The organism is Amycolatopsis sp. NPDC006125, from assembly GCF_040614195.1.
GTDB lineage: Bacteria > Actinomycetota > Actinomycetes > Mycobacteriales > Pseudonocardiaceae > Amycolatopsis_E > Amycolatopsis_E tucumanensis.
Genome location: NZ_JBEXTZ010000103.1, coordinates 1 through 19374, shown reverse-complemented (window position 1 = coordinate 19374; position 19374 = coordinate 1). Strand labels below are relative to the sequence as shown.

The window sequence follows — 19374 nt, the reverse complement described above, 5'->3', positions numbered from 1 at the left end:
GGTGCGGCGCTCCCTGGTTGCCCGCCTGCGCGGGGAGCACCCTGGGGGCATGGAGAACCACGACTTCGTCGGCATGTGGGTCACCGCCGACGGCCACATCCGCCAGGAACTGCTGCCCGACGGGCGCTACGACGAGGCCCGCGGCAACCGGAAGAGCGCCTACACCGGCCGCTACACCGTGACCGGCAACCACATCGACTACGTGGACGACACCGGCTTCACCGCGACCGGCGACGTCCGCGACGGCGTGCTCTACCACGAGCACCTCGTCCTCTACCGGGAGAGCTGACCGGCGCGGCGGGGCTACCCTGGCCGCATGAAGAGGACGTCGTTCGCGAACTGGCCGTGCTCGATCGCCCGGTCACTGGACCTGCTGGGCGACGCGTGGACGTCCCTGGTGCTGCGCGAGGCCTTCTACGGCGTCCGCCGTTTCGACGACTTCCAGCAGTCGCTGGGCATCGCGCGCAACACGCTCACCGACCGGCTGCGGCGGCTCGTCGAGGAGGGGCTGCTGGAGCGGCGGCCCTACCAGGACGAGCCCCGCCGCCACGAATACCTGCTCACCGAGAAGGGGCGCGACTTCTTCGGGGTGCTCGCCGCCCTGTCCCGGTGGGGCGACCGCTGGCTGGCCGGCGAGGAGGGCGCGCCGATCACCTTCCACCACGAGACGTGCGGCCACGACACCCACGCCGAGGTCGTCTGCGCGCGGTGCGGCGAGCCGCTGCGCGCGGACGACACCCGGATGCGGCTCGGGCCGGGCTTCCCGGAGCGGCTCAAGAGCAGGCCGGACGTGCGCGACAGGTTCTTGACAGGCTGAGTCTCATTACGCAACTGTAGTGGCCGGACCCCGCGACGACGAGGAGGACGGCCGGCGATGGAGTGGACGGGCGCGCGCTACGCGGACACCCCGACGGTGGAGGTGCGGACCTGGGTCGACGCCCCGCCGGAGCGGGTGTGGGCGCTGGTCTCCGACATCGGCCTGATGCCCGCGATGAGCGACGAGCTGCAGTCGGTCGAATGGGTCGACGGCACCACCGGTCCGGCCGTGGGGGCCCGGTTCGTCGGCCGCAGCAAGCACGAGGCGCTCGGGGAGTGGGCCACCACGTCGGAGATCGTCGAGTTCGAGCCGGGGCGGGTGTTCGCCTGGGCCGTGGGGGATCCCGCCGAGCCCAGCGCGACGTGGCGGTTCCGGGTGGAGCCTCGCGACGGCGGCACGGAGCTGTCGCAGTGGATGCGGCTCGGCCCGGGGCGGTCCGGGCTGTCGCTGGCGATCGACCGGATGCCGGAGAAGGAACAGAAGATCGTGTTCGTGCGGATGCGCGAGTTCGAGCGCAACATGACCGCGACGCTGGAGTGCCTCAAGAAGCGCGCGGAAGCCTGATGCGCACGGCGACGACCGTCGAGGCCTCCGGCGGGTTCGGCGAGGTGACGGACTTCGTGGTGGAGGCCGAGAAGCTCGGGCTCGACGTCTGCTGGGTCGCCGAGGCGTGGGGTTCCGACGGGCCGTCCGCGCTGGGCTGGTTCGCGGCGCGCACTTCGCGGATGTTGCTGGGCTCGGGGATCATGCAGCTCGGCACGCGCACGCCGGTCGCGGTGGCGCAGACCGCGATCACACTGTCCAATCTGTCCGGTGGGCGGTTCCTGCTCGGGCTGGGCGCGTCCGGTCCGCAGGTGATCGAAGGCCTGCACGGGGTGCCGTTCGCGCGGCCGCTGGCGCGGATGCGGGAGACCGTCGAGATCGTGCGGCGGGTTGTGGCGGGCGGCAAGATTTCCTATTCCGGCACCGAGTTCCAGATCCCGTTGCCCGGCGGGGACGCGGTGCCGATGCGGCTGTCGATGCGCGCCGAGCACGAGATCCCGATCTACCTGGCGACGTTGTCCCCGGCGATGCTGCGGCTGACGGGCGAGATCGCGGACGGCTGGCTCGGCACGAGTTTCGTGCCGGAAGGCGCGGCGGAGGCGTATTTCGCGCACCTGGACGAGGGGCTGGCGCGCAGCGGGCGCACGCGTGCGGATCTGGACGTGTGCCAGGGCGCGGAGGTGGCGTTCGCGCCGGACGAGGACGCGCTGCGGGCGATGGTGGCCGGGCGGAAGAAGGAGCTGGCGTTCAGCCTCGGCGGGATGGGCTCGGCGTCGACGAACTTCTACAACCGGGCCTACAGCAGGCAGGGGTGGGCTGAGGTCGCGGCCGAGGTGCGGAACCGTTGGCAGGCGGGGGATCGCGACGGCGCGGCCGCGCTGGTGACCGACGAGATGGTGCTCGGCACGACGCTGATCGGCACCGAGCCGATGGTGCGCGAGAGGCTGCGCGTGTGGCGGGACGCCGGTGTGGACACCGTGCGGCTCTACCCGGCGGGCGACACGCTGGACGCCCGGCTGGCGACGCTCGCGAGGGCGATCGAACTGGTGCGGGAGCTTTCGCCTGCAGTGAAAGGGAGTTGATCGTCGGTGTTGTGAGGTCCAGCTTGACGGGCGGTGGGCTGGTGGTGTGTGTGCCCGGCGGGGGCATGCTGGGCGCCCGGCTGGTGACAACCGTCGGGGCGATCGTGTTGGTGTGGGAGCTTTCGCCTGCAGTGAAAGGGAGTTCGCCGTGGGTGTTGTGAGGTCCAGCTTGACCGGCGGTGGGCTGGTGGTGTGTGTGCCCGGCATGCTGGGCGCCCGGCTGGTGACGCTCGCGAGGGCGATCGTGTTGGTGCGGGAGCTTTCGCCTGCAGTGAAAGGGAGTTGATCGTCGGTGTTGTGAGGTCCAGCTTGACCGGCGGTGGGCTGGTGGTGTGTGTGCTCGGCAGGGGGGCATGCTGGGCGCCCGGCTGACGACGCTCGCGAGGTCGATCGTGTTGGTGCGGGAGCTTTCGCCCGCAGTGAAAGGGAGTTCTTCGTCGGTGCTGTGAGGTCCAGCTTGACCGGCGGTGGGCTGGTGGTGTGTGTGCCCGGCATGCTGGGCGCCCGGCTGGCGACGCTCGCGAGGGCGGTCGAGTTGGTGCGGGAGCTTTCGCCTGCAGTGAAAGGGAGTTCGCCGTGGGTGTTGTGAGGTCCAGCTTGACCGGCGGTGGGCTGGTGGTGTGTGTGCCCGGCGGGGGCATGCTGGGCGCCCGGTTGGCGACGCTCGCGAGGGCGATCGTGTTGGTGCGGGAGCTTTCGCCCGCAGCGGCGGAGAGTCCGCGACCGGTGGCGTGAGCTGCCTAGCGGCGCCGGGCCGGTGGGGGCGACGCTCGATTGGTTCGCCCGCAGCGAAAGGGATTTCACCAGCCGTGTCGTCACGTCTAGCGTGGCCGGACATGGAAACCTTGACCGGCACCGCCGCTGGTGTCCCGTACACGGCGTTGCCACCAACCGGCGGTGGCCGCGCGCCGTTGGTCGTGACCTGGCACATGCTGGACGCGCCCCGGACCGACGCGGCGTTCGCGGCCGCGTTGCCGATGCGCGGGGTGCCGGCGTGGCGGGTCCACCTGGCCATGCCGATGTGCGGCGCGCGGATGGTGGACGGCCGCCTGGACGCGGCGATCGAACTCGCCCGGCGGGACGCGTTGCTGGCTTTCCTGGCGCCGTTCGTCCGGCAGGCCGCCGGGGAATTCCCGGCCGCGCTGAAGGACCTTCGCGCGCAGCTGCCGGTCGACGACGGCCCGGTCAGCGTGCTCGGCGCTTCGCTGGGCGGCGCGGTGGCGCTCGAAGTCCTTGCGGCGCAACAGGTCCCCATCCGCTCGGCCGCGCTGGTGAACCCCGCCGTGCGGTTGCGGTCGGTGGTCCCGCTGACCGACGGCCTCGCCGGGCGCCCGTACGAGTGGACGGAGGAGGCGCACCGGGTGGCGGACGCGTTCGACTTCGTCGCGCGGGCCGGCGAGCTGGCGCCGGTGCCGCTGCTGCTGGTGAGCGGCGAGCGGGACCACCCGGACCTGCGCGCGGACGCCGCCGCTCTGGTCGCCCGGCTGGCGGACGCGGAGCTGGTCGACGTGCCGGAGCTGGCGCACCCACTGGCCGAGGAACCGGGCCTGGAGCCGGCGCCGCAGCTCCCGACGACGAAGGCCGTCGACGAGGTGCTGGCAGACTGGTTCACCCGGCAGCTCGCCGACTGAGAGGCCGCGGCCCCTGCCCGCCAGCGCCGCGGCGGACCGCTCGGCCTGCCGGGCGCCCGGAGCGGAGTTGTCGGCCCGACACCTGGGTGGGCGCCCCGGTCAGTGGTCCCAGGCCAGCAGCATCCGCTCGGGGCCTCGGGTGGACAGGCCCGCCTTCCAGTCGATGCCCGCCTCGCCGTCGGCGAAGCGCAGGCCGGGCAGCCTGCGAAGCAGCGTGTCGAGCGCGACCTGCAGCTCCATGCGGGCCAGGGGCGCGCCCAGGCAGTGGTGCACGCCGTGGCCGAAGCCGATGTGCGAGGTGTCCTGGCGGCGCAGGTCGAGTTCGTCGGGGTCGGCGAAGACGCGTTCGTCCCGGTTCGCCGACGCCAGCGCGGGCAGCACGGCCTCGCCCGCGCGCACCAGCACCCCGCCCAGCTCGATGTCCTCCGTCGCGTACCGGGCGATGCCGGCGCCAAGCCCCAGCGGCACGAACCGCATCAGCTCCTCGACCGCTTTCGGCACCAGGCTCAGGTCGGCGCGCAGCACGGCCAGCTGGTCGGGGTGCGTCAGCAGCGTGTAGACGAAGTTGGGGATCTGCGACGCGGTGGTCTCGTGCCCGGCGACCAGCAACGCCGTCGCGAGCATCACCAGTTCCTCTTCGGACAGTCGATCCTCGTTGTCCCGCGCGGCCACCAGCCCGCTGAGCAGGTCGTCCCGCGGCTCCGCGCGGCGCTGCGCGATGAGGCCCTCCAGGTAGGCGTGCATCCTGCCGGTGCAGTCCGCCACCTCCTCGGGCGTGAACTTCGTGGTGGACAGGAACGCGTCGGACCAGTGGCGGAAGTCCACGCGGTCCTCGTAGGGCACGCCGAGCAGCTCGCAGATGACGGTCACCGGCACCGGCAGCGCGAACGCCTCGACCAGGTCGGCGGGCGGGCCCTGGTCGAGCATCGCGTCGACCAGCCCGCCGGCGATCTCCTGCACCCGCGGCCGCAACTGCTCGATGCGCCGCACCGTGAAGGCCTTCTGGACCAGCCGGCGCAGGCGGCTGTGGTCCGGCGGGTCCATGCTGAGGATGCCGCCGGGCTGCGACGGCTGCGGCCGCATGCGGGGTTCGTCGTGCTGGAGGCTCGCCGCGCGGCTGAACCGCGGGTCGCCGAGCACGACCTTCACGTCTTCGTAGCGGGTGGCCAGCCAGCCCGGTTCGCCGTAGGGCAGCCGGACCCGGGTGAGCGGCTCGGTCGCGCGCAGGTTCGCGAACAACGGCTCCATGTCCAGCCGCTCCGGCTCGCTGAACGGGTAGCTCCGGGGTTCCGCGGTGGTCATCACCAACTCCTCGACGGGTGAACTTCGCCCGAATCATTCCGACATGTGGTGTTTTTCCAACACCTGTCGGAGACCATTAGACTGATCCGGTGTCCGCCCCGCAAGTACCCGATCGCCGTAGCCGCCGGTCACGGTCCGCGCTCGAGGCCGCGCTGCTGGAGCTGATCGCCGAGCGCGACCTGGGTCAGATCTCGGTGTCCGACCTGACCAAGCGGGCGGACGTCAACCGCTCCACGTTCTACGAGCACTACACCGACGTGCACGACCTCGCGGCGGCCGCGTGCACGGACATGTTCGACGAGCTGGTCGCGGCGGCGCACGTGCTGCTGCCCAACGAGGATCCGGCGCCGATCGACGCGCTGGCCAGGATCTTCGCGCACGTGGCCGAGCACGCGCGGCTGTACGGCGCGTTGCTCGCCGGCAGCGCCCGGGTGATCAACCACCTGCACCAGCGCCTCGCGATCGCCATCCACGTGCACCTGGCCGGCACCGCAGCCCCCACCCACGCCGACGACCCGGCGGAGATCCCCCACGACCCGGCGGCGGCGCTGCTGGCGGGCGCCCTGCTGGGGACCGTGATGGACTGGCTGCGCCGCGGCTGCCCCGGCACGCCGGAGGGCATCGCGGCGGAGATCTGGCCGCACCTGGTGGCGGCGGGTTCGGTGAGCCGCTGACCCACTCGCCGCCGGCTGTGGTGGCGGGGGGTGTTCGCTTGGGCTGGGGCGGTGGGTGTGGTGGCCGGGGGCGCTGTCCTGTTCGCTCGGGCTGCGCCGGTGGCTGTGGTGGCCGGGGCGGTGTGTTGGTCGCTGGGGCCACGCGGCGGCTGCGGTGGCGGGGCGGTGTGTTGTTCGCTTGGGCTGGGCCGGTGGGTGTGGCGACCGAGCGCGCTGTGCTGCTCGCTGGGGCTTGGGCGGTGGTGTGGTGGCCGGGCGCGCTGTGCTGCTCGCTCGGGCCGGGTCGGTGATCGGGTGATCGGTGCGACTGCCGGCTGCGGCTACGTGGTTCCCCGCCTGCGGATGGCCGTCGCCAGCGCTGCGCCGCCGAACAGGAGGGCGCCCGCTGCGCCCGCGACCGCCGTCAACTGCCGCACTGTCCGGCCGCTGTCGCACAACGTGCTCAGCGCTGGGCGTGAACCGGGGAAGTACTGGTCGTACGTCCCGTCCGGGGCGGCATCCGCGTGCTGGTCGGGTTCGTGCAGCGCCGTGCCGCAGGTGATCCCGGCCGCCGAGACCTCCGAGGTCGCCGCCCACACCGCCAAGCCGACGCACAGCGCCGCCACGAGAACGAGACCGCCGATGATCGCCCGCACCCGCGGGAGTGTACTGCCCCGATCAGTTCGCGATCAGGCCCACGAACCGGCGACGCGGCTCGGAGAAAGCGCTCACCGCGGGCGATCGTCGGCAGGACGCGGCGCTTCCGCACTCCGGCGCCGGACCACCACGGCACTCACCGCGGCTACCCGGTCTCCAGCCGCTGCGCGATCGGGCCGCGGGCGGGTGCCGGCGGGTCCTTGGGCAGCTTCTCCACGGCGCGCGCGAACTCGTCCCAGTTCGCGGCCTCCTTGAGCCGGAACTGTGCCGGCTTGAAGTTCGGGCCCGTGACGTCCAGGCCGAGTTTCGCGTCCTTGAAGAAAACCCTGCCGTTCTCCTTGGCCATGTCCTCGAGCATCGCGGTGAAGTGGCCGGCGAGCCGGTCGCCGGCCTCGGCCAGGTTGTTCCGCGCCGCGCGCACGTCGGCCCGGAACTGGGCCATGATGCGCTGCGGGTCGGTCTCCTCCCAGGTCTTCGTCAGCTGCTTGATCTCGCCGACGACCTTCGCCACGTTCTCCACCCCGCCCACCACGTCCCCGGACTTGGCGGCGGAGATCAGCCCGGCGGTGCTGTAGAACATGTTCAGCGCGAACTCGACCTTCGCGGTCGTGCGGTCCTTCTGCGCGTCGGCGAGGGCCTTGGTGATGTTCGCGGCGAACTTCTCGGCGTTGTCCTCACCGGTGCGCACCAGCAGCGCGTACTGCTCGAGCACCTTGTCCAGGTATGCCGCATAGGCGGACTGGTTCCCGACGAACGCCTTCAGGTCGTTGAGCCTGCTCGTCACCGCGCGGGCGGCCGACCCGGTCCACTCGGCCAGGTTGCCGGTCGCGGTGGTGAACTTCTCGTCCACGTCGTCGACGGTCACGTTCGCCGCGGCCAGTTCCCGGCGCGCATCGTCGGCGGCCGCGGCCGCGCCGCCCTGGTAGCCGTGCAGTTCGCCGAGCAGGGAGTAGGCCTCCCAGACCACGTCCTTCTTCTTCGCCGCGTCGATCGACAGGTTCCGGACGTATTCCTCGGTCTGGGTGCCCACCCCCTCGATCACCGGCGGCGGCGACTGCTGGAGCAGGATCTTCGCGCAGTCCTCGATGACCCCGGCCAGTCGCAGGAACTCGGCGAACAGCTGCTCCCGGTACTCCTCGTACGCGCTCAAGCCGGTCAGCCCTCCTGGCCGTCGGCGCGGGCGTACAGCGCCTTGATCTTCAACATGGCCTGTCCCGCGTACTCCAGTTCGTCCTTGACGTGCACCTGGCGGCGCTCGACGAGGTCGGTCATCCGCGCGATGACCCCTTCGAGCTTGCGCAGCGGCAGGTTCTCGGTGTCACCGCGCAACAGGTCGTCCAACGTGGACCCGTCGGTGAACTGGACGTTCGCCCGGCACTTGTGCACCCGTCCCGCGACGTCCTGCGCCCATCCGCCCGCCTCGGTGAGGGCCTTGCCCGCCGCCTCCAGACTGCTCAGGTCGACCTCGTAGCCGTTGCTCAACGCAGCCTCCCCTCCACGCTCCCCGCGATCGGGCGAGTGTGCCGCGCGGACGGGACGGCCGTACAGGTCCATTCCGGACAATGTCCGGTTGCGGTCACAACCAGCCGCGGCGGACGGCGGCCACCCCGGCGGCGAACCGGCTGTCTACCTGCAGGACCTCCAGGATCGCGCCGACGTGGCGGCGGACCGTGCGCACCGCGGTGCCGGTCTGGCGGGCGATCGCCTCGTCGGTGAGGCCGGCCGCCAGCAGGTGCAGAACCTTGTGGCGGGCGGGGGTGAGCTCGGCCGGGGCCGCCTCGCCGATGGCCGTGGTGTCCGGCGCGTGCCAGAGCGCGTCGAACCACTCGGCGAGGAGTCCGAGCAGGGCGGGGGAGCGGATCAGCAGCGCGCCGTCGGCGCCCGTGCGGTCGATGGTGACCAGCGCGACGTGGTCGTCGACGTGCATCATCTTCACCGGCACCGACCGCCGGATGCGGGCCTGCTCACCGGCGCGGACGGACTCCTCGATGCTGTGCGAGCCCCACTCGTCCGAGGCGTGCTCGGTGTCGTAGAGCATGCGGAACTCCACCCCGGCCGCGATGGCGTCGGGCGGCGGCAGGAGCAGGCCCTCGGTGGTCGGGTTGTGGCCGGACCTGGCGTTGAAGGTGGCGCGGAGAAGGCGGCGCGGGGAGCGGTAGAGCCCGGCCGCCAGCCGGGCCATCTCGGCCGGATCGCGGACCGCCTGGACGTCCTCGCCGTCGAGCGCGTCCTGCGACAGGCCGGTGGTCGGCGCGACCAGGTCGGCGAACCGCTCCCACGACTCCGCCAGGCCCGCCTGCAGCGCCGCCAGGTGCCGGTGCTGCCGGTCGATCAAGCGGCGCAGCGCGATCACCGGGTGCACCACGCGCACATACCGGTGGTCGCCCGCGCCGGCCATCGTGACGAGGCCGGCGTCGAGCAGTTCCCGGCCGGCGGGGTCGTCGAGGTCGAACCGGCCGGCCCCGGGTCCGGCCGGGATCTCGCCCGCGGCGTGCAGGCGTTCGTACGCCTCCGCGGCCGCCTCCGACACCAAACCAGCCAGCACCATCGCCACCACGGTTCCTCCTGACGCCCGGAAACGGGGACATCATCACCCGGCCGCCCGTCCGGTGCGCGCAGTGGGCACCCACCGCGAGAGCATTAATTAATAATTAATCTTGACGCGCCCACCCCTGGCAAGCGAGACTCGTCCCGCAAGCGAGCGGGTCCGCGACAAGCCGGCACCCGGGTCAACGAAGGAGAGACATGGGCGCAACGAGGCGTCTCGGCCGCGCCGGGCTGGCGTTGCTCGTCGTGGCGGCGCTCGGCCTGGTCACCGCCTGCGCGGGCAAGGTGGGCGAGAACGGCCGGTTCGGCGTCGTCTACATGGACGCGCAGGGCTACTACGCCGGCGTGCGGGCCGGCATGCAGCAGGAGGCCGAGGCCCTCGGCCGCGTGCCACAGCTGCTGCAACTCAACGCGCAGGGCGACGCGTCGAAGGAGAGCACGTTCGTCGACCAGGTGAGCGCCGCGAAGGTGGACGCGCTCATCCTGTCCCCGGCGTCGGCGACCGCTTCGGTGCCTGCGATCCGCCTCGCGCACGCCAGCGGCATCCCCGTCATCTGCTACAACACCTGCATCGCCGACGAGAGCGCCCGCAAGTACGTCTCGGCGTATGTGCTGGGCGATCCGGTGCGTTTCGGCGCCCTGCTCGGCGACCAGGCGGCCGACCACTTCCTCGCCGCGGGCAAGACCGCGCCGAAGATCGCCGTCGTCAACTGCGAGTTCGTCGAGGTCTGCGTCCAGCGCAGGCTGGGCTTCGAGCAGGCGCTCAAGGCCAAGCTCCCGGCCGCCGCGATCGTGGCGAACCAGGAGGGCGCGACGATCGACGACGCGGTCGACGTGGCCGAGCGGATTCTCACCGCGCACCCCGACGTGGACGCGTTCTACGGCGAGGCCGGCGGCGCCACCATGGGTGCGGTCCGCGCCGTGCAGGCCCGCGGCAAGGTCGGCCAGACCGTCGTGTTCGGCAGCGACATGTCGACCGAGGCGGCGCAGGCGCTGGCCGTGAACACCGTCCTCAAGGGAGTCGTCGACATCTCCGGCATCGCGGTCGGCAAGCTCGCCGCGAAGGCCGCCGACCAGGTGCGGCGCGGCGAGCTGACCGAGTACACGGTCGTGCCGGCGCCGATCGACCTCTACGCCTCGCCCGAAGACGGCCGCGCCTGGCTGAGCGCGCACCCGGACGGTGTCCCGTGACCGTCCACACCAGACCGCAGAGCGAAGGAGAAGCCGTGGCTGCCAACGTCATCGAGGTCGACGGCGTCACCAAGCACTACCCCGGCGTGCAGGCGCTCACCGATGCCGCCATGACCATCCGCGAGGGCGAGATCCGCGCCCTGCTCGGCCGCAACGGCGCGGGCAAGTCGACGCTCATCCGCGTGCTGTCCGGGGTGGAGCGGGCGGACGCGGGCACCGTCACCGTCGCGGGCGAGCGGCTCGGCGACGGCGGCGTGCGCCGCGCGGCCGAGCTCGGCGTCAGCACCGTGCACCAGGAACTGAGCCTGGTCGCCGAGCTCAGCGTCGCGGAGAACCTCTACCTGGGCCGCTGGCCGCGACGCGGCGGAGCCGTCGACTACGCCACGATGCGCGCCGGCGCGCGGGCGGTGTTCGCCAGGCTCGGGCTGGACATCGACCCGGCCGCGCCGGTCGGCGAGCTGTCGCTGGCGCACCGGCAGCTTGTGGAGATCTGCCGCGCGGTGCGGGAACAGCCCCGGCTGCTGATCCTCGACGAGCCCACCAGCGCGCTCGCCGCGGGCGAGGTCGACATCGTGCTCGACACCGTCACCCGCATCGCCGCCGAGGGCGTGGCCGTGCTCTACGTCAGCCACCGGCTCGAAGAGATCCGCCGCATCGCCCACAGCGCGACCGTGATGCGCGACGGGCGGGTCGTGGACACGGTCGACGCGACCGACACCGGCACCGACCGGATCGTCCAGCTCATGCTCGGCGACTCCGCGACGGCCGCGCAACGCCCGCCCGCGCGCGAGGTCGATCGGACCGGCGTGCCGGCGCTGTCCGTGCGCGGCCTGTCGGTGCCGCCCAAGGTCCTCGACGTCTCGTTCGACGTGCACCCCGGCGAGATCCTCGGGCTCGGCGGGCTGCTCGGCTCCGGCCGCACCGAGGTGCTGCGCGCCATCGCCGGGTTCACCCCGGCCGCGGCGGGCACCATCGCCGTCGACGGCCGGGACGTCACCCGCCCGACCCCGGCGGTGATGAAGCGCCTCGGCGTCGGCATGACCCCGGAGGACCGCAAGGACGAGGGTGTCGTCCCGCTGCTCGGGGTCGACGAGAACCTCGTGATGTCGGAGTTCGGCACCGTGAAGTCCGGGCCGGCCATCCGGCCGGCGCGCGTCCGGCGGGCGGCGCGGCGGCTCATCGAGCGGCTGTCCATCGCCACCGCGGCGCCGGAGACCCCGATCGTCAACCTCAGCGGCGGCAACCAGCAGAAGGCCGTGATCGGCCGCTGGCTGCACGCGGGCAGCCGCATCCTGCTGCTCGACGAGCCGACCCGCGGCGTGGACGTGCAGGCCAAGGCCGAGATCTACCGCCTGGTGCGGGAGGTCGCCGACGCCGGGGCCGCCGTCGTGTTCGTCTCCGGCGAGCTCGAGGAGCTGCCCCTGGTGTGCGACCGGGTGCTCGCGCTGCGCGCCGGGCGCGTCGCCGGCGAGCTGACCGGCGCGGGCCTGACCACCGATTCCGTGCTCTCCGCCGCGATGGCGGCCTGAGAAACAAGGGAAGACCATGACCGTTATCGACTCCCCGGCCGAGCAGCGTCGCAGCCGGGCGGGCCGCCGGTTCGGCGGGCGCTCGCTCAACGAGATCGGCCTGATCGCCGCGATCGTCGTGCTCTACATCGCGCTCGGCAGCAGCGCCGCCGGGTTCCTCAGCCTGGACAACCAGCTCGGCATGCTCCGCGACGCCGCCACCGTCGGCATCGCCGCGTGGGGCGTGACCCTGGTGATCATCGCGGGCGAGATCGACATCAGCATCGGCCCGGCCGTCGCGTTCTCCTCGGTGCTGGTGGCCAAGGGCGCGGCGGAATGGGGCCTCGGCGTCGCAGGCGGCATCCTGCTGACCCTGCTCGCCGGTCTCGCCTGGGGCGCGCTGGCCGGCTGGCTGCGCGCCCGGTTCGACGTGCCGTCGTTCATCGCCACCCTCGGCGTGTGGAGCGCCCTGGGCGGCCTCGGTCTCTACCTCACCGACGCGCTGCCGGTCGTGTTGCCCGACAGCGGGCTGATGACCGTCCTCGGCGGTTCGGTCCTGGGCATCCCGACCCCGGCGATCATCATGGTGGTGCTGTTCTTCGTCTTCGCCTACGTCGCCCGCTACACCGCCTACGGCCGCTCGGTCTACGCGGTGGGCGGCAACGCGCCCGCGGCGCGGATGGCGGGCATCAACCTCGCGAAGATCCGCATCCTGCTGTTCGCCACCACCGGCCTGCTCTCGGCGATCACCGGGATCCTGCTGGCCGCCCGGCTCGGCTCCGGCAACGGCGGCGCGGCCTCCGGGCTGGAGTTCGACGTCATCGCCGCGGTCGTCATCGGCGGCACCGCGCTCGCGGGCGGACGCGGATCGATGCTCGGCACGCTGCTGGGCGTCGTGTTCATCACCGTCATCGGCAACGGGCTGGTGCTGCTCGGGGTGGACTCGTTCCTGCAGAACGTGGTGCGGGGCGTGATCATCGTGGTGGCCGTGCTGGTGAACGTGATCATCACCAAGCGGGCGCGGGCGACGAGGGAGAGCTAGTGAGCGACCAGATGAGGGGCGTCTACCTGCCCGGGAACTCCACGGCGGTGCTGCGTGACCTGCCGGTGCCGGAGCCGGGTCACGGCCAGGTGCTGGTCGAGGTCGGCGCGTCCGGGATCTGTGGGTCCGACATCGGCTACATCTACCACGAGCACAAGGGCCACCGCGGCGTCGACGGCCCCGCCTACCGCGGCGTCGTCGCCGGTCACGAGCCGTCCGGCCGGATCGTCGCCGCGGGTCCCGGTTGCCGCCGGTTCGGCGTGGACGACCGGGTGATCGTCTACCACATCGCCGGGTGCGGGGTGTGCGACAACTGCCGCCGCGGTTACCTGATCAGCTGCACCGGCCCGCAGCGCCAGGCCTACGGGTGGCAGCGCGACGGCGGGCACGCCCACTACGTGCTGGCCGAGGAGTCGACCTGCGTGCCGCTGCCCGACGAGCTGTCCTACGTGGACGGTGCGCTGATCGCCTGCGGCTTCGGCACCGCCTACGAGGGCCTGCGGCGCATCCGCGTCAACGGCGACGGCGACCTGCTCGTCGTCGGGCTCGGCCCGGTCGGGCTCGCGGCAGGCATGATCGGCAAGGGCATGGGCGCGCGCCGGATCGTCGGCGTGGAGCCGTCCCCGCAGCGGCGGGAGTGGGCCGCCGGACTGGACGTGTTCGACGAGGTGGTGACCCCGGACGCGGAGGTCGCGCCGGCGTTCGCCACCACGATCGACTGCTCGGGTTCGCGTGCCGGCCGTGGCACCGCGATCGCCGGTGCGGCGGAGTGGGGCCGGGTGTCGCTCGTCGGCGAGGGCGGCACGCTGGAGACGGAGGTCTCCGACGCGTTGCTGCACAAGCAGTTGACGCTCTACGCCTCCTGGGTCACGTCGGTGCCCGCGATGAGCGAGCTGGCCGTCAACCTCGCGCGCTGGGGACTGCGGCCGGAACGGGTCGTCAGTGACCGGTTCCCGCTCGGTGAAGCCGACAAGGCCTACGCGCTGGCCGCGGGCGCCAGCGCGGGCAAGGTGGTCCTGCTGCCGTGATCGACCGCGACGGCGAGGTGCTCTGGCTGGACAACGGCCTGGTGCGCCTCGGCCTGGTGCCCGCGCTCGGCGGGCGGCTGCTGTCCCTGTCCACTCCGGACGGGCGCGAAGTGCTGTGGCGCAACGAGAAGCTGCTCACCGGCCGGTTGGAGCTCCGCCAGGAGCACCGCCCGCACGGGGGCAGCCTCGGCGACTGGGTGAACTACGGCGGCGACAAGACCTGGCCGGCGCCGCAGGGCTGGGAGCGGGCGGACCAGTGGGCCGGGCCGCCCGACCCGGTGCTCGACTCCGGGCGCTACGAGGTGACGGCCGAGCAGACCGCGGACAGCGCCGTGGTCACCCTGACCAGCGGCGACGACCCGCGCACCGGCTTGCGGCTGACCCGGCGCTTCGAGCTGGGCGGCGGCAGCGGCTACCGGATGACGCTCACCGCCCGCAACACCGGCGCGCGCACGGTGCGGTGGGCGCTGTGGAACGTGACGCAACTGGGGCCGGGCGAGGTGCGCGTGGACGGCCCGGCCGAGGTCACCGAGCTGCTCGCGGGAACCGCTTTCCCGGAGTGGCACGAGGTGCCCGGCGGGGTGCGGGTGCCCGCCCAGGACGTGGTCGGCAAGCTCGGCTTCCCGGGCGCCACCGGGCGGATCACGCACACCGCGGACGGCCTGACCTGGACGCAGACGTTCGCGGTGGACGAGGACGCCGAGTACCCGGACCGGGGGTCCCGCGCCGAGGTGTGGCTGGAGTGCCCGCAGCCGTGGCCGCTTGCCGCGCTCGGCGACCTGGACCCGCCGGCGCGGATCGTCGAGTGCGAGGTGCTCGGCCCGCTGACCACGCTCGCGCCCGGCGAGGCGACGACGTTGACGATCGACTGCACGATCGAGGGGGAGTGATGCGGGGAAAGGTCGCGGTGGTCACGGGCGCCGCGCAGGGAATCGGAGCGGCGACCGCGATCCGGCTCGCCGCCGACGGCGCGGCGGTGGCGCTGCTCGACGTCGCCGACGCCACGGACGTCGCCCGGCGGATCACCGACGCCGGCGGCCGGGCGCTCGCGCTGACCTGCGACGTCAGCTCCGAGGCGGACTGGGCGCGCGCCGTCGGACGTTGCCGGGAAGAGCTGGGGCCGGTCGACGTGCTGGTCAGCAACGCCTACACCGTCGACGTGCGGCCGGCGCACGAAACCACGCTGGCGTCCTGGGAGCGGCAGTTGTCGGTCAACCTCACCGGCACGTTCCTCGGGTTCCGCGCCTGCCTGGACGACCTGTCGCGAGAGGCCCGCGGCGCGGTGGTGCTGACCTCGTCGGTGCACGCGCTGGTCGGCCTGCCCGGGCGGCCCGCGTACGCGGCGACCAAGGCCGCGCTGACCGGGCTCGCGCGCCAGCTCGCCGTCGAGTACGGCACGGTGCTGCGGGTCAACTGCGTGCTGCCCGGACCGGTCCTGACCGCGGCGTGGGACGGCATCGGCGAGGACGACCGGCGGCGCAGTGCCGAGGAAACCGCCGTGAAAAGGTTGGGCACTCCGGAGGAAGTCGCGGCGGCGATAGCGTTCCTGGCCGGTGACGACGCCTCGTTCGTCACCGGCGCGGCGCTGACCGTCGACGGCGGCTGGAGCGTCTACAAGAGGTCTTCGTGAGGAGGTACGGGGGATGACCGCCTACAGCGGCCGGGGCGTGCACGGGCAGACCGTGGCCACGCTCGGCGCGCGCATCGTCGCCGGGGAGATCGCCGAAGGCGCCGTGATCGACCTCGCCGAGCTGGGGCGCGACCTCGACGTCAGCATGACCGTGTTGCGTGAAGCGCTGAAGGTGCTGGCGGCCAAGGGACTGGTCGAGGCGCGCCAGAAGCGGGGGACGTCGGTGCGGGCGCGGGTGCACTGGAACCTGCTGGACAGCGACGTGATCCGCTGGCGCAGCGAAGCCGGCGACACCGCGGCCGTGCTGCGCGACCTGGCGGAGGTGCGGGCCGTGGTCGAGCCGGCGGCGGCGTCGATGGCGGCGCTGCGGCGCGACGAGGACGACCTCGCCGAGCTGGACGCGGCGCTGGCGGACATGCGCACCGCGGTCGGCCCGGCCGCGCAGGTCGCCGCGGACCTGCGCTGGCACCGCGCGCTGCTGCGGGCCACGCACAACGAAATGCTGTCCCGGATGGACGTGTTCATCGAGCCCGCGCTGCGGTTGCGCGACGCGCTCGTGCACGAGGCGCACGACGACGACCCGGAGCCGAGCCACGCGGTGGTCGTGGACGCCGTGCGCCGGGGCGCGCCGGAGGAGGCCGCGGCCGCAGTGAGCGCGTTGCTGGACAAGGCGTCCTCCGACGTCGCCGGGATCATCGGGGAGAAGGACGCGTGAAGATCGTTTCGGTGGAGACGTTCCTGGTGCCGCCGCGCTGGCTGTTCTGCCGCGTGGCCACCGACGACGGTCTCGTCGGCTGGGGCGAGCCCGTCGTGGAGGGGCGTGCGGAAACCGTGCGGGCGGCCGTCGACGAGTTGTCCGACCTGCTGCTGGGCCGGGACCCGCGCCGCGTCGAGGACCTGTGGCAGGTGATGACCAAGGCCGCGTTCTACCGCGGCGGGCCGGTGTTGTCGAGCGCGGTGGCCGGGATCGACCAGGCGCTGTGGGACATCCTCGGCAAGTCGCTCGGGGTGCCGGTGCACCAGCTGCTGGGCGGTGCGGTGCGGGACGAGGTGCGGGTATACGGCTGGATCGGCGGCGACGAGCCGTCCGCGGTCGCCGAGGCAGCCGCGGCGCAGGCCGAGGCCGGGCTGACCGCGGTGAAGATGAACGCGTCCGGGCGGATCGGGCGGATGCCGAACCGGGCCGAGGTCGACGAGGTGGTGTCGCGGCTGGCGGCGGTGCGCGAGGTGCTGGGCGATTCCCGGGACGTGGCGGTCGATTTCCACGGCCGGTTCGGGGTCGCGGCGGCGCGGCGCGTGATTCCGGAGCTGGCGCCGTTGCACCCGTTGTTCGTCGAGGAGCCGGTGCTGCCGGAGTACGCGCACCGGCTCGGCGACGTGGTGTCGGCGAGCGCGGTGCCGGTGGCGTGCGGGGAGCGGTTGTACTCGCGGTCGGAGTTCCTGCCGGTGCTGCAGGCGGGTGTCGCGGTGGTGCAGCCGGATCTGTCGCACGCGGGCGGGATTTCGGAGGTGCGGCGGATCGCCTCGCTGGCGGAGACCTTCGACGCGCTGGTCGCCCCGCACTGCCCGCTCGGGCCGCTGTCGCTGGCGGCGAGCCTGCAGGTCGCGTTCGCCACGCCGAACTTCCTCATCCAGGAGCAGAGCATCGGCATCCACTACAACGCCGGGGCCGAGCCGCTGGACTACCTGGCCGACGTGCGGCCGTTCGCGTTCCACGACGGCGCGATCCGCCGGTGGGACGCGCCGGGGCTGGGGGTCGAGATCGACGAGGACGCGGTGCGCAAGGCCGACGCCGTGGGTCACCGGTGGCGGCCGCCGGTGTGGAGGCACCCCGACGGATCGTTCGCGGAGTGGTGATGAGTCCGGAGTGGACGGTGTTGTCGGCCGAGCGGTTCGCGCTCGGTGAGGGTTTGCGTTCGGTGTCCGGTGGTCTGGTGATGACGGACATCCTCAGTGGACGGTTGCTGTCGGTGGACACCGGCGAGGTGCTGGTGTCCCTGGACGAGCCGCTGGGCGCGGTGGCGCCACTGGCCGGCGGCGGGTGGATCGCCGCGGCCGGGCGGGGGATGGCGGTGCTGGACGGCGGGGTGCGGTGGCTGGCCCGGCCGGTTGATGCGTCGATGCGGATGAACGACGGCGTGGCGGACGCGTCGGGGCGCTTCTGGGCGGGCGCGATGGCGTGGGACGCGCGGCCGGGGGCGGGACGGCTGTTCCGGGTCGATCCGGACGGTTCGGTGCACACGGTGCTCGAGGGCCTGACCGTGCCGAACGGCCCGGTGTTCGCCGGGGACACGATGTACCTGGCGGACAGCGCGGCCGGGGTGATCCACCGGTACGAGGTGTCCGAGGCGGGGGAGCTCGGCCCCGGTGAGCTGTTCGCGCGCGTCGAGGAGGGCAGCCCGGACGGGATGACGGTCGACGCGGAGGGCTACGTGTGGTCGGCGATCTGGGGAGCGTCCCGCGTGGTGCGTTTCGCGCCGGACGGGACGGTCGACCGGGTGCTCCCGGTACCGGCCGTCCAGCCGACGAGTGTCTGCCTGGCGAGTGGCCGGCTGATAGTCACGTCGGCGACGCACGGGCTGGCCGCGCCGGGTCCGCTGGACGGCGCGGTGCTGGCGACGCCGTGTTCTGTGACGGCGGCGCCCGCGTGTGCGGCCCGTGTGCGGCCCGGCTTGCCCACGGTTCGGCTGGGCAAGACCATCACGCCCGAGGACGTCCGTTCGCTGGACGACTGAGTGGGTGCGGTCGCCTCCCACGGCGAGCGGCACGTCCGGCGCCGTCAACGGGGGCGGACGGGGCAGTGCTGGACCTGCGGCGGCTGCCTGTCCGGCTCGCGTGGGAGCCGGGTGCGCCGCCGCTGGGGAGGGCCGGGTGTGGGCTGCCCCGGCCGCGTAGGCGCGCGTGACAGGATGGCCGCATGGTTGCCGGATCCGCGGGTCGTCCCTGGCGGGGTGTCGACGCCGATGAGCGGCAGGCCCGCCGGCGGGAGCGGCTCGTCTCGGCGGCCTTCGACATCATGGGCACCGACGGCGCCGCCGCGGTGACCATGCGCGGCGTCTGCCGCGCCGCGAAGCTGACCGAGCGCTACTTCTACGAGAGCTTCGCCCGGCGCGAGGACCTGCTGGTCGCCGTGCTGGAGGACGTTGCCGGGCAGGCTCGTGAGGTGTTGCTCGCCGCGCTCGCGGAGGCCCCGGACGACACCGCCGCCATGGTCCGCCACGCCGTCGCCGAGTTCACCGCCTTCGTCACCGGCGACCCGCGCCGCGGGCGCATCCTCTTCGTCGAGTCGCTGGCCGCGCCGGAGCTGTCCACCCGCGGCGGCGAGCTGGTCGGCGAGTTCACCGCCACCATCGCGCAGGCCCTGCGCAGCCCCGCGCTGGCCGGCGAGAACGCCGACGACCGCGACGTGGACCTCAACGCCCAGGCGGTTTTCGGTGCGCTGGCCTACCTGTTCCAGGGCTGGCTCGCCGGGCGGCTGGACGTGTCCCGGGAGCGGTTCGTCGCCCACGCGGTGCAGGTGATCGAGCACCTGGCGCGGGCGCACTCCGCCTGACCTGCCCCGCACACCGGCGCATCCGCCCGGCTTATGGCACCTCGCCGCGCGCGCGCCGCTTGAGCTGGCCGCCGCCCCGCGGGCGCGCGCCGCCTGGCCTGCCCTACGCAGGCGCATCCGCCCGGCTCATGCCACCTCGCGGGCGCGCGCCGCCAGACCTGGACGCCGCCCCCCGGAGCGCGCCGCCTCG

The 19374-nt window shown here is 73.1% G+C and carries 21 protein-coding genes; 16 read left to right on the top strand and 5 right to left on the bottom strand.

All coding sequences use genetic code 11. The features are described from left to right. Positions 1 to 49: 49 nt before the first annotated feature. The 5 genes from ABZ193_RS35760 (at position 50) to ABZ193_RS35740 (ending at position 4073) form a co-directional block, all read left to right on the top strand. Entirely contained in the window at positions 50 to 289 is a 240-nt protein-coding gene (locus tag ABZ193_RS35760) for an Atu4866 domain-containing protein (protein WP_020420833.1), read from the top strand. A gap of 27 nt (positions 290 to 316) precedes the next feature. Further along, the gene (locus ABZ193_RS35755) at positions 317 to 817 is read left to right on the top strand and encodes a helix-turn-helix domain-containing protein (protein WP_020420834.1); all 501 of its coding nucleotides are present in this window, start codon (positions 317 to 319) and stop codon (positions 815 to 817) included. A 57-nt stretch (positions 818 to 874) separates the two neighbouring features. After that, positions 875 to 1381 carry an SRPBCC family protein gene (locus ABZ193_RS35750; protein ID WP_020420835.1) on the top strand — a complete coding sequence of 169 codons (507 nt, stop codon included), beginning with the start codon at positions 875 to 877 and terminating at the stop codon, positions 1379 to 1381. After that, positions 1381 to 2442 (top strand): LLM class flavin-dependent oxidoreductase, encoded by a 1062-nt coding sequence (locus ABZ193_RS35745; protein ID WP_020420836.1) that lies wholly within the window; start codon positions 1381 to 1383, stop codon positions 2440 to 2442. Before ABZ193_RS35750 ends, ABZ193_RS35745 begins: the two co-directional genes overlap by 1 nt. Before the next feature lie 836 nt (positions 2443 to 3278). Then, a complete protein-coding gene (locus ABZ193_RS35740) occupies positions 3279 to 4073 on the top strand; it encodes a lysophospholipase (protein WP_237335375.1) in 795 nt (264 codons plus the stop codon). 99 nt (positions 4074 to 4172) lie between these two features. Here ABZ193_RS35740 and ABZ193_RS35735 read toward each other — a convergent pair whose 3' ends face one another. After that, a complete protein-coding gene (locus ABZ193_RS35735) occupies positions 4173 to 5375 on the bottom strand; it encodes a cytochrome P450 (protein ID WP_354712979.1) in 1203 nt (400 codons plus the stop codon). 89 nt (positions 5376 to 5464) lie between these two features. Here ABZ193_RS35735 and ABZ193_RS35730 point away from each other — a divergent pair, with 89 nt between their 5' ends. Continuing rightward, positions 5465 to 6049 (top strand): TetR/AcrR family transcriptional regulator, encoded by a 585-nt coding sequence (locus ABZ193_RS35730; protein WP_020420839.1) that lies wholly within the window; start codon positions 5465 to 5467, stop codon positions 6047 to 6049. 320 nt (positions 6050 to 6369) lie between these two features. Here ABZ193_RS35730 and ABZ193_RS35725 read toward each other — a convergent pair whose 3' ends face one another. The 4 genes from ABZ193_RS35725 to ABZ193_RS35710 all read right to left on the bottom strand — a co-directional run bounded on the left by ABZ193_RS35725 (position 6370) and on the right by ABZ193_RS35710 (position 9233). Beyond that, positions 6370 to 6684, bottom strand: a complete 315-nt coding sequence (locus ABZ193_RS35725) for a hypothetical protein (protein WP_354712978.1) — start codon at positions 6682 to 6684, stop codon at positions 6370 to 6372. Between the two features lie 146 nt (positions 6685 to 6830). Further along, entirely contained in the window at positions 6831 to 7835 is a 1005-nt protein-coding gene (locus tag ABZ193_RS35720; RefSeq protein ID WP_354712977.1) for a hypothetical protein, read from the bottom strand. 5 nt (positions 7836 to 7840) lie between these two features. After that, positions 7841 to 8167: a hypothetical protein gene (locus ABZ193_RS35715; RefSeq protein ID WP_020420843.1), complete on the bottom strand. Its 327-nt coding sequence runs from the start codon at positions 8165 to 8167 to the stop codon at positions 7841 to 7843. A gap of 94 nt (positions 8168 to 8261) precedes the next feature. Continuing rightward, a complete protein-coding gene (locus tag ABZ193_RS35710; RefSeq protein ID WP_237335520.1) occupies positions 8262 to 9233 on the bottom strand; it encodes a LuxR C-terminal-related transcriptional regulator in 972 nt (323 codons plus the stop codon). 197 nt (positions 9234 to 9430) lie between these two features. Between ABZ193_RS35710 and ABZ193_RS35705 the strand changes: the two genes are divergently transcribed. The 10 genes from ABZ193_RS35705 to ABZ193_RS35660 all read left to right on the top strand — a co-directional run bounded on the left by ABZ193_RS35705 (position 9431) and on the right by ABZ193_RS35660 (position 19184). Continuing rightward, positions 9431 to 10423 carry a substrate-binding domain-containing protein gene (locus tag ABZ193_RS35705; protein ID WP_354712976.1) on the top strand — a complete coding sequence of 331 codons (993 nt, stop codon included), beginning with the start codon at positions 9431 to 9433 and terminating at the stop codon, positions 10421 to 10423. A 35-nt stretch (positions 10424 to 10458) separates the two neighbouring features. Then, positions 10459 to 11952 (top strand): sugar ABC transporter ATP-binding protein, encoded by a 1494-nt coding sequence (locus ABZ193_RS35700; protein ID WP_354712975.1) that lies wholly within the window; start codon positions 10459 to 10461, stop codon positions 11950 to 11952. Between the two features lie 16 nt (positions 11953 to 11968). After that, on the top strand, positions 11969 to 12973 hold the full coding sequence (locus ABZ193_RS35695; protein ID WP_020420847.1) for an ABC transporter permease: 1005 nt from the start codon (positions 11969 to 11971) through the stop codon (positions 12971 to 12973). Continuing rightward, the gene (locus tag ABZ193_RS35690) at positions 12973 to 14001 is read left to right on the top strand and encodes a zinc-binding dehydrogenase (RefSeq protein ID WP_354712974.1); all 1029 of its coding nucleotides are present in this window, start codon (positions 12973 to 12975) and stop codon (positions 13999 to 14001) included. The genes ABZ193_RS35695 and ABZ193_RS35690 overlap by 1 nt, the downstream gene beginning before the upstream one ends. Beyond that, positions 13998 to 14891: a DUF4380 domain-containing protein gene (locus ABZ193_RS35685; RefSeq protein WP_354712973.1), complete on the top strand. Its 894-nt coding sequence runs from the start codon at positions 13998 to 14000 to the stop codon at positions 14889 to 14891. The genes ABZ193_RS35690 and ABZ193_RS35685 overlap by 4 nt, the downstream gene beginning before the upstream one ends. Next, complete coding sequence (locus tag ABZ193_RS35680; RefSeq protein WP_354712972.1) at positions 14891 to 15631, top strand: SDR family NAD(P)-dependent oxidoreductase; 741 nt, start codon at positions 14891 to 14893, stop codon at positions 15629 to 15631. Before ABZ193_RS35685 ends, ABZ193_RS35680 begins: the two co-directional genes overlap by 1 nt. Before the next feature lie 13 nt (positions 15632 to 15644). Then, positions 15645 to 16346, top strand: a complete 702-nt coding sequence (locus tag ABZ193_RS35675; RefSeq protein ID WP_020420851.1) for an FCD domain-containing protein — start codon at positions 15645 to 15647, stop codon at positions 16344 to 16346. Next, positions 16343 to 17488, top strand: coding sequence for a galactonate dehydratase (dgoD, locus tag ABZ193_RS35670; protein ID WP_354712971.1), 1146 nt, complete (start codon positions 16343 to 16345; stop codon positions 17486 to 17488). The genes ABZ193_RS35675 and dgoD overlap by 4 nt, the downstream gene beginning before the upstream one ends. After that, positions 17488 to 18366: an SMP-30/gluconolactonase/LRE family protein gene (locus ABZ193_RS35665; RefSeq protein WP_354712970.1), complete on the top strand. Its 879-nt coding sequence runs from the start codon at positions 17488 to 17490 to the stop codon at positions 18364 to 18366. The genes dgoD and ABZ193_RS35665 overlap by 1 nt, the downstream gene beginning before the upstream one ends. A gap of 182 nt (positions 18367 to 18548) precedes the next feature. Next, positions 18549 to 19184, top strand: coding sequence for a TetR/AcrR family transcriptional regulator (locus ABZ193_RS35660; RefSeq protein ID WP_020420854.1), 636 nt, complete (start codon positions 18549 to 18551; stop codon positions 19182 to 19184). Positions 19185 to 19374 lie beyond the last annotated feature (190 nt).

Excerpts from the sequence above, each read along its gene's own strand:
- ABZ193_RS35760 (WP_020420833.1), top strand. The coding sequence starts at position 50 with ATGGAGAACCACGACTTCGTCGGCATGTGGGTCACCGCCGACGGCCAC.
- ABZ193_RS35755 (WP_020420834.1), top strand. The coding sequence starts at position 317 with ATGAAGAGGACGTCGTTCGCGAACTGGCCGTGCTCGATCGCCCGGTCA.
- ABZ193_RS35750 (WP_020420835.1), top strand. The coding sequence starts at position 875 with ATGGAGTGGACGGGCGCGCGCTACGCGGACACCCCGACGGTGGAGGTG.
- ABZ193_RS35745 (WP_020420836.1), top strand. The coding sequence starts at position 1,381 with ATGCGCACGGCGACGACCGTCGAGGCCTCCGGCGGGTTCGGCGAGGTG.
- ABZ193_RS35740 (WP_237335375.1), top strand. The coding sequence starts at position 3,279 with ATGGAAACCTTGACCGGCACCGCCGCTGGTGTCCCGTACACGGCGTTG.
- ABZ193_RS35735 (WP_354712979.1), bottom strand. The coding sequence starts at position 5,375 with ATGACCACCGCGGAACCCCGGAGCTACCCGTTCAGCGAGCCGGAGCGG.
- ABZ193_RS35710 (WP_237335520.1), bottom strand. The coding sequence starts at position 9,233 with ATGGTGCTGGCTGGTTTGGTGTCGGAGGCGGCCGCGGAGGCGTACGAA.
- ABZ193_RS35705 (WP_354712976.1), top strand. The coding sequence starts at position 9,431 with ATGGGCGCAACGAGGCGTCTCGGCCGCGCCGGGCTGGCGTTGCTCGTC.
- ABZ193_RS35695 (WP_020420847.1), top strand. The coding sequence starts at position 11,969 with ATGACCGTTATCGACTCCCCGGCCGAGCAGCGTCGCAGCCGGGCGGGC.
- ABZ193_RS35680 (WP_354712972.1), top strand. The coding sequence starts at position 14,891 with ATGCGGGGAAAGGTCGCGGTGGTCACGGGCGCCGCGCAGGGAATCGGA.
- ABZ193_RS35675 (WP_020420851.1), top strand. The coding sequence starts at position 15,645 with ATGACCGCCTACAGCGGCCGGGGCGTGCACGGGCAGACCGTGGCCACG.
- ABZ193_RS35665 (WP_354712970.1), top strand. The coding sequence starts at position 17,488 with ATGAGTCCGGAGTGGACGGTGTTGTCGGCCGAGCGGTTCGCGCTCGGT.
- ABZ193_RS35660 (WP_020420854.1), top strand. The coding sequence starts at position 18,549 with ATGGTTGCCGGATCCGCGGGTCGTCCCTGGCGGGGTGTCGACGCCGAT.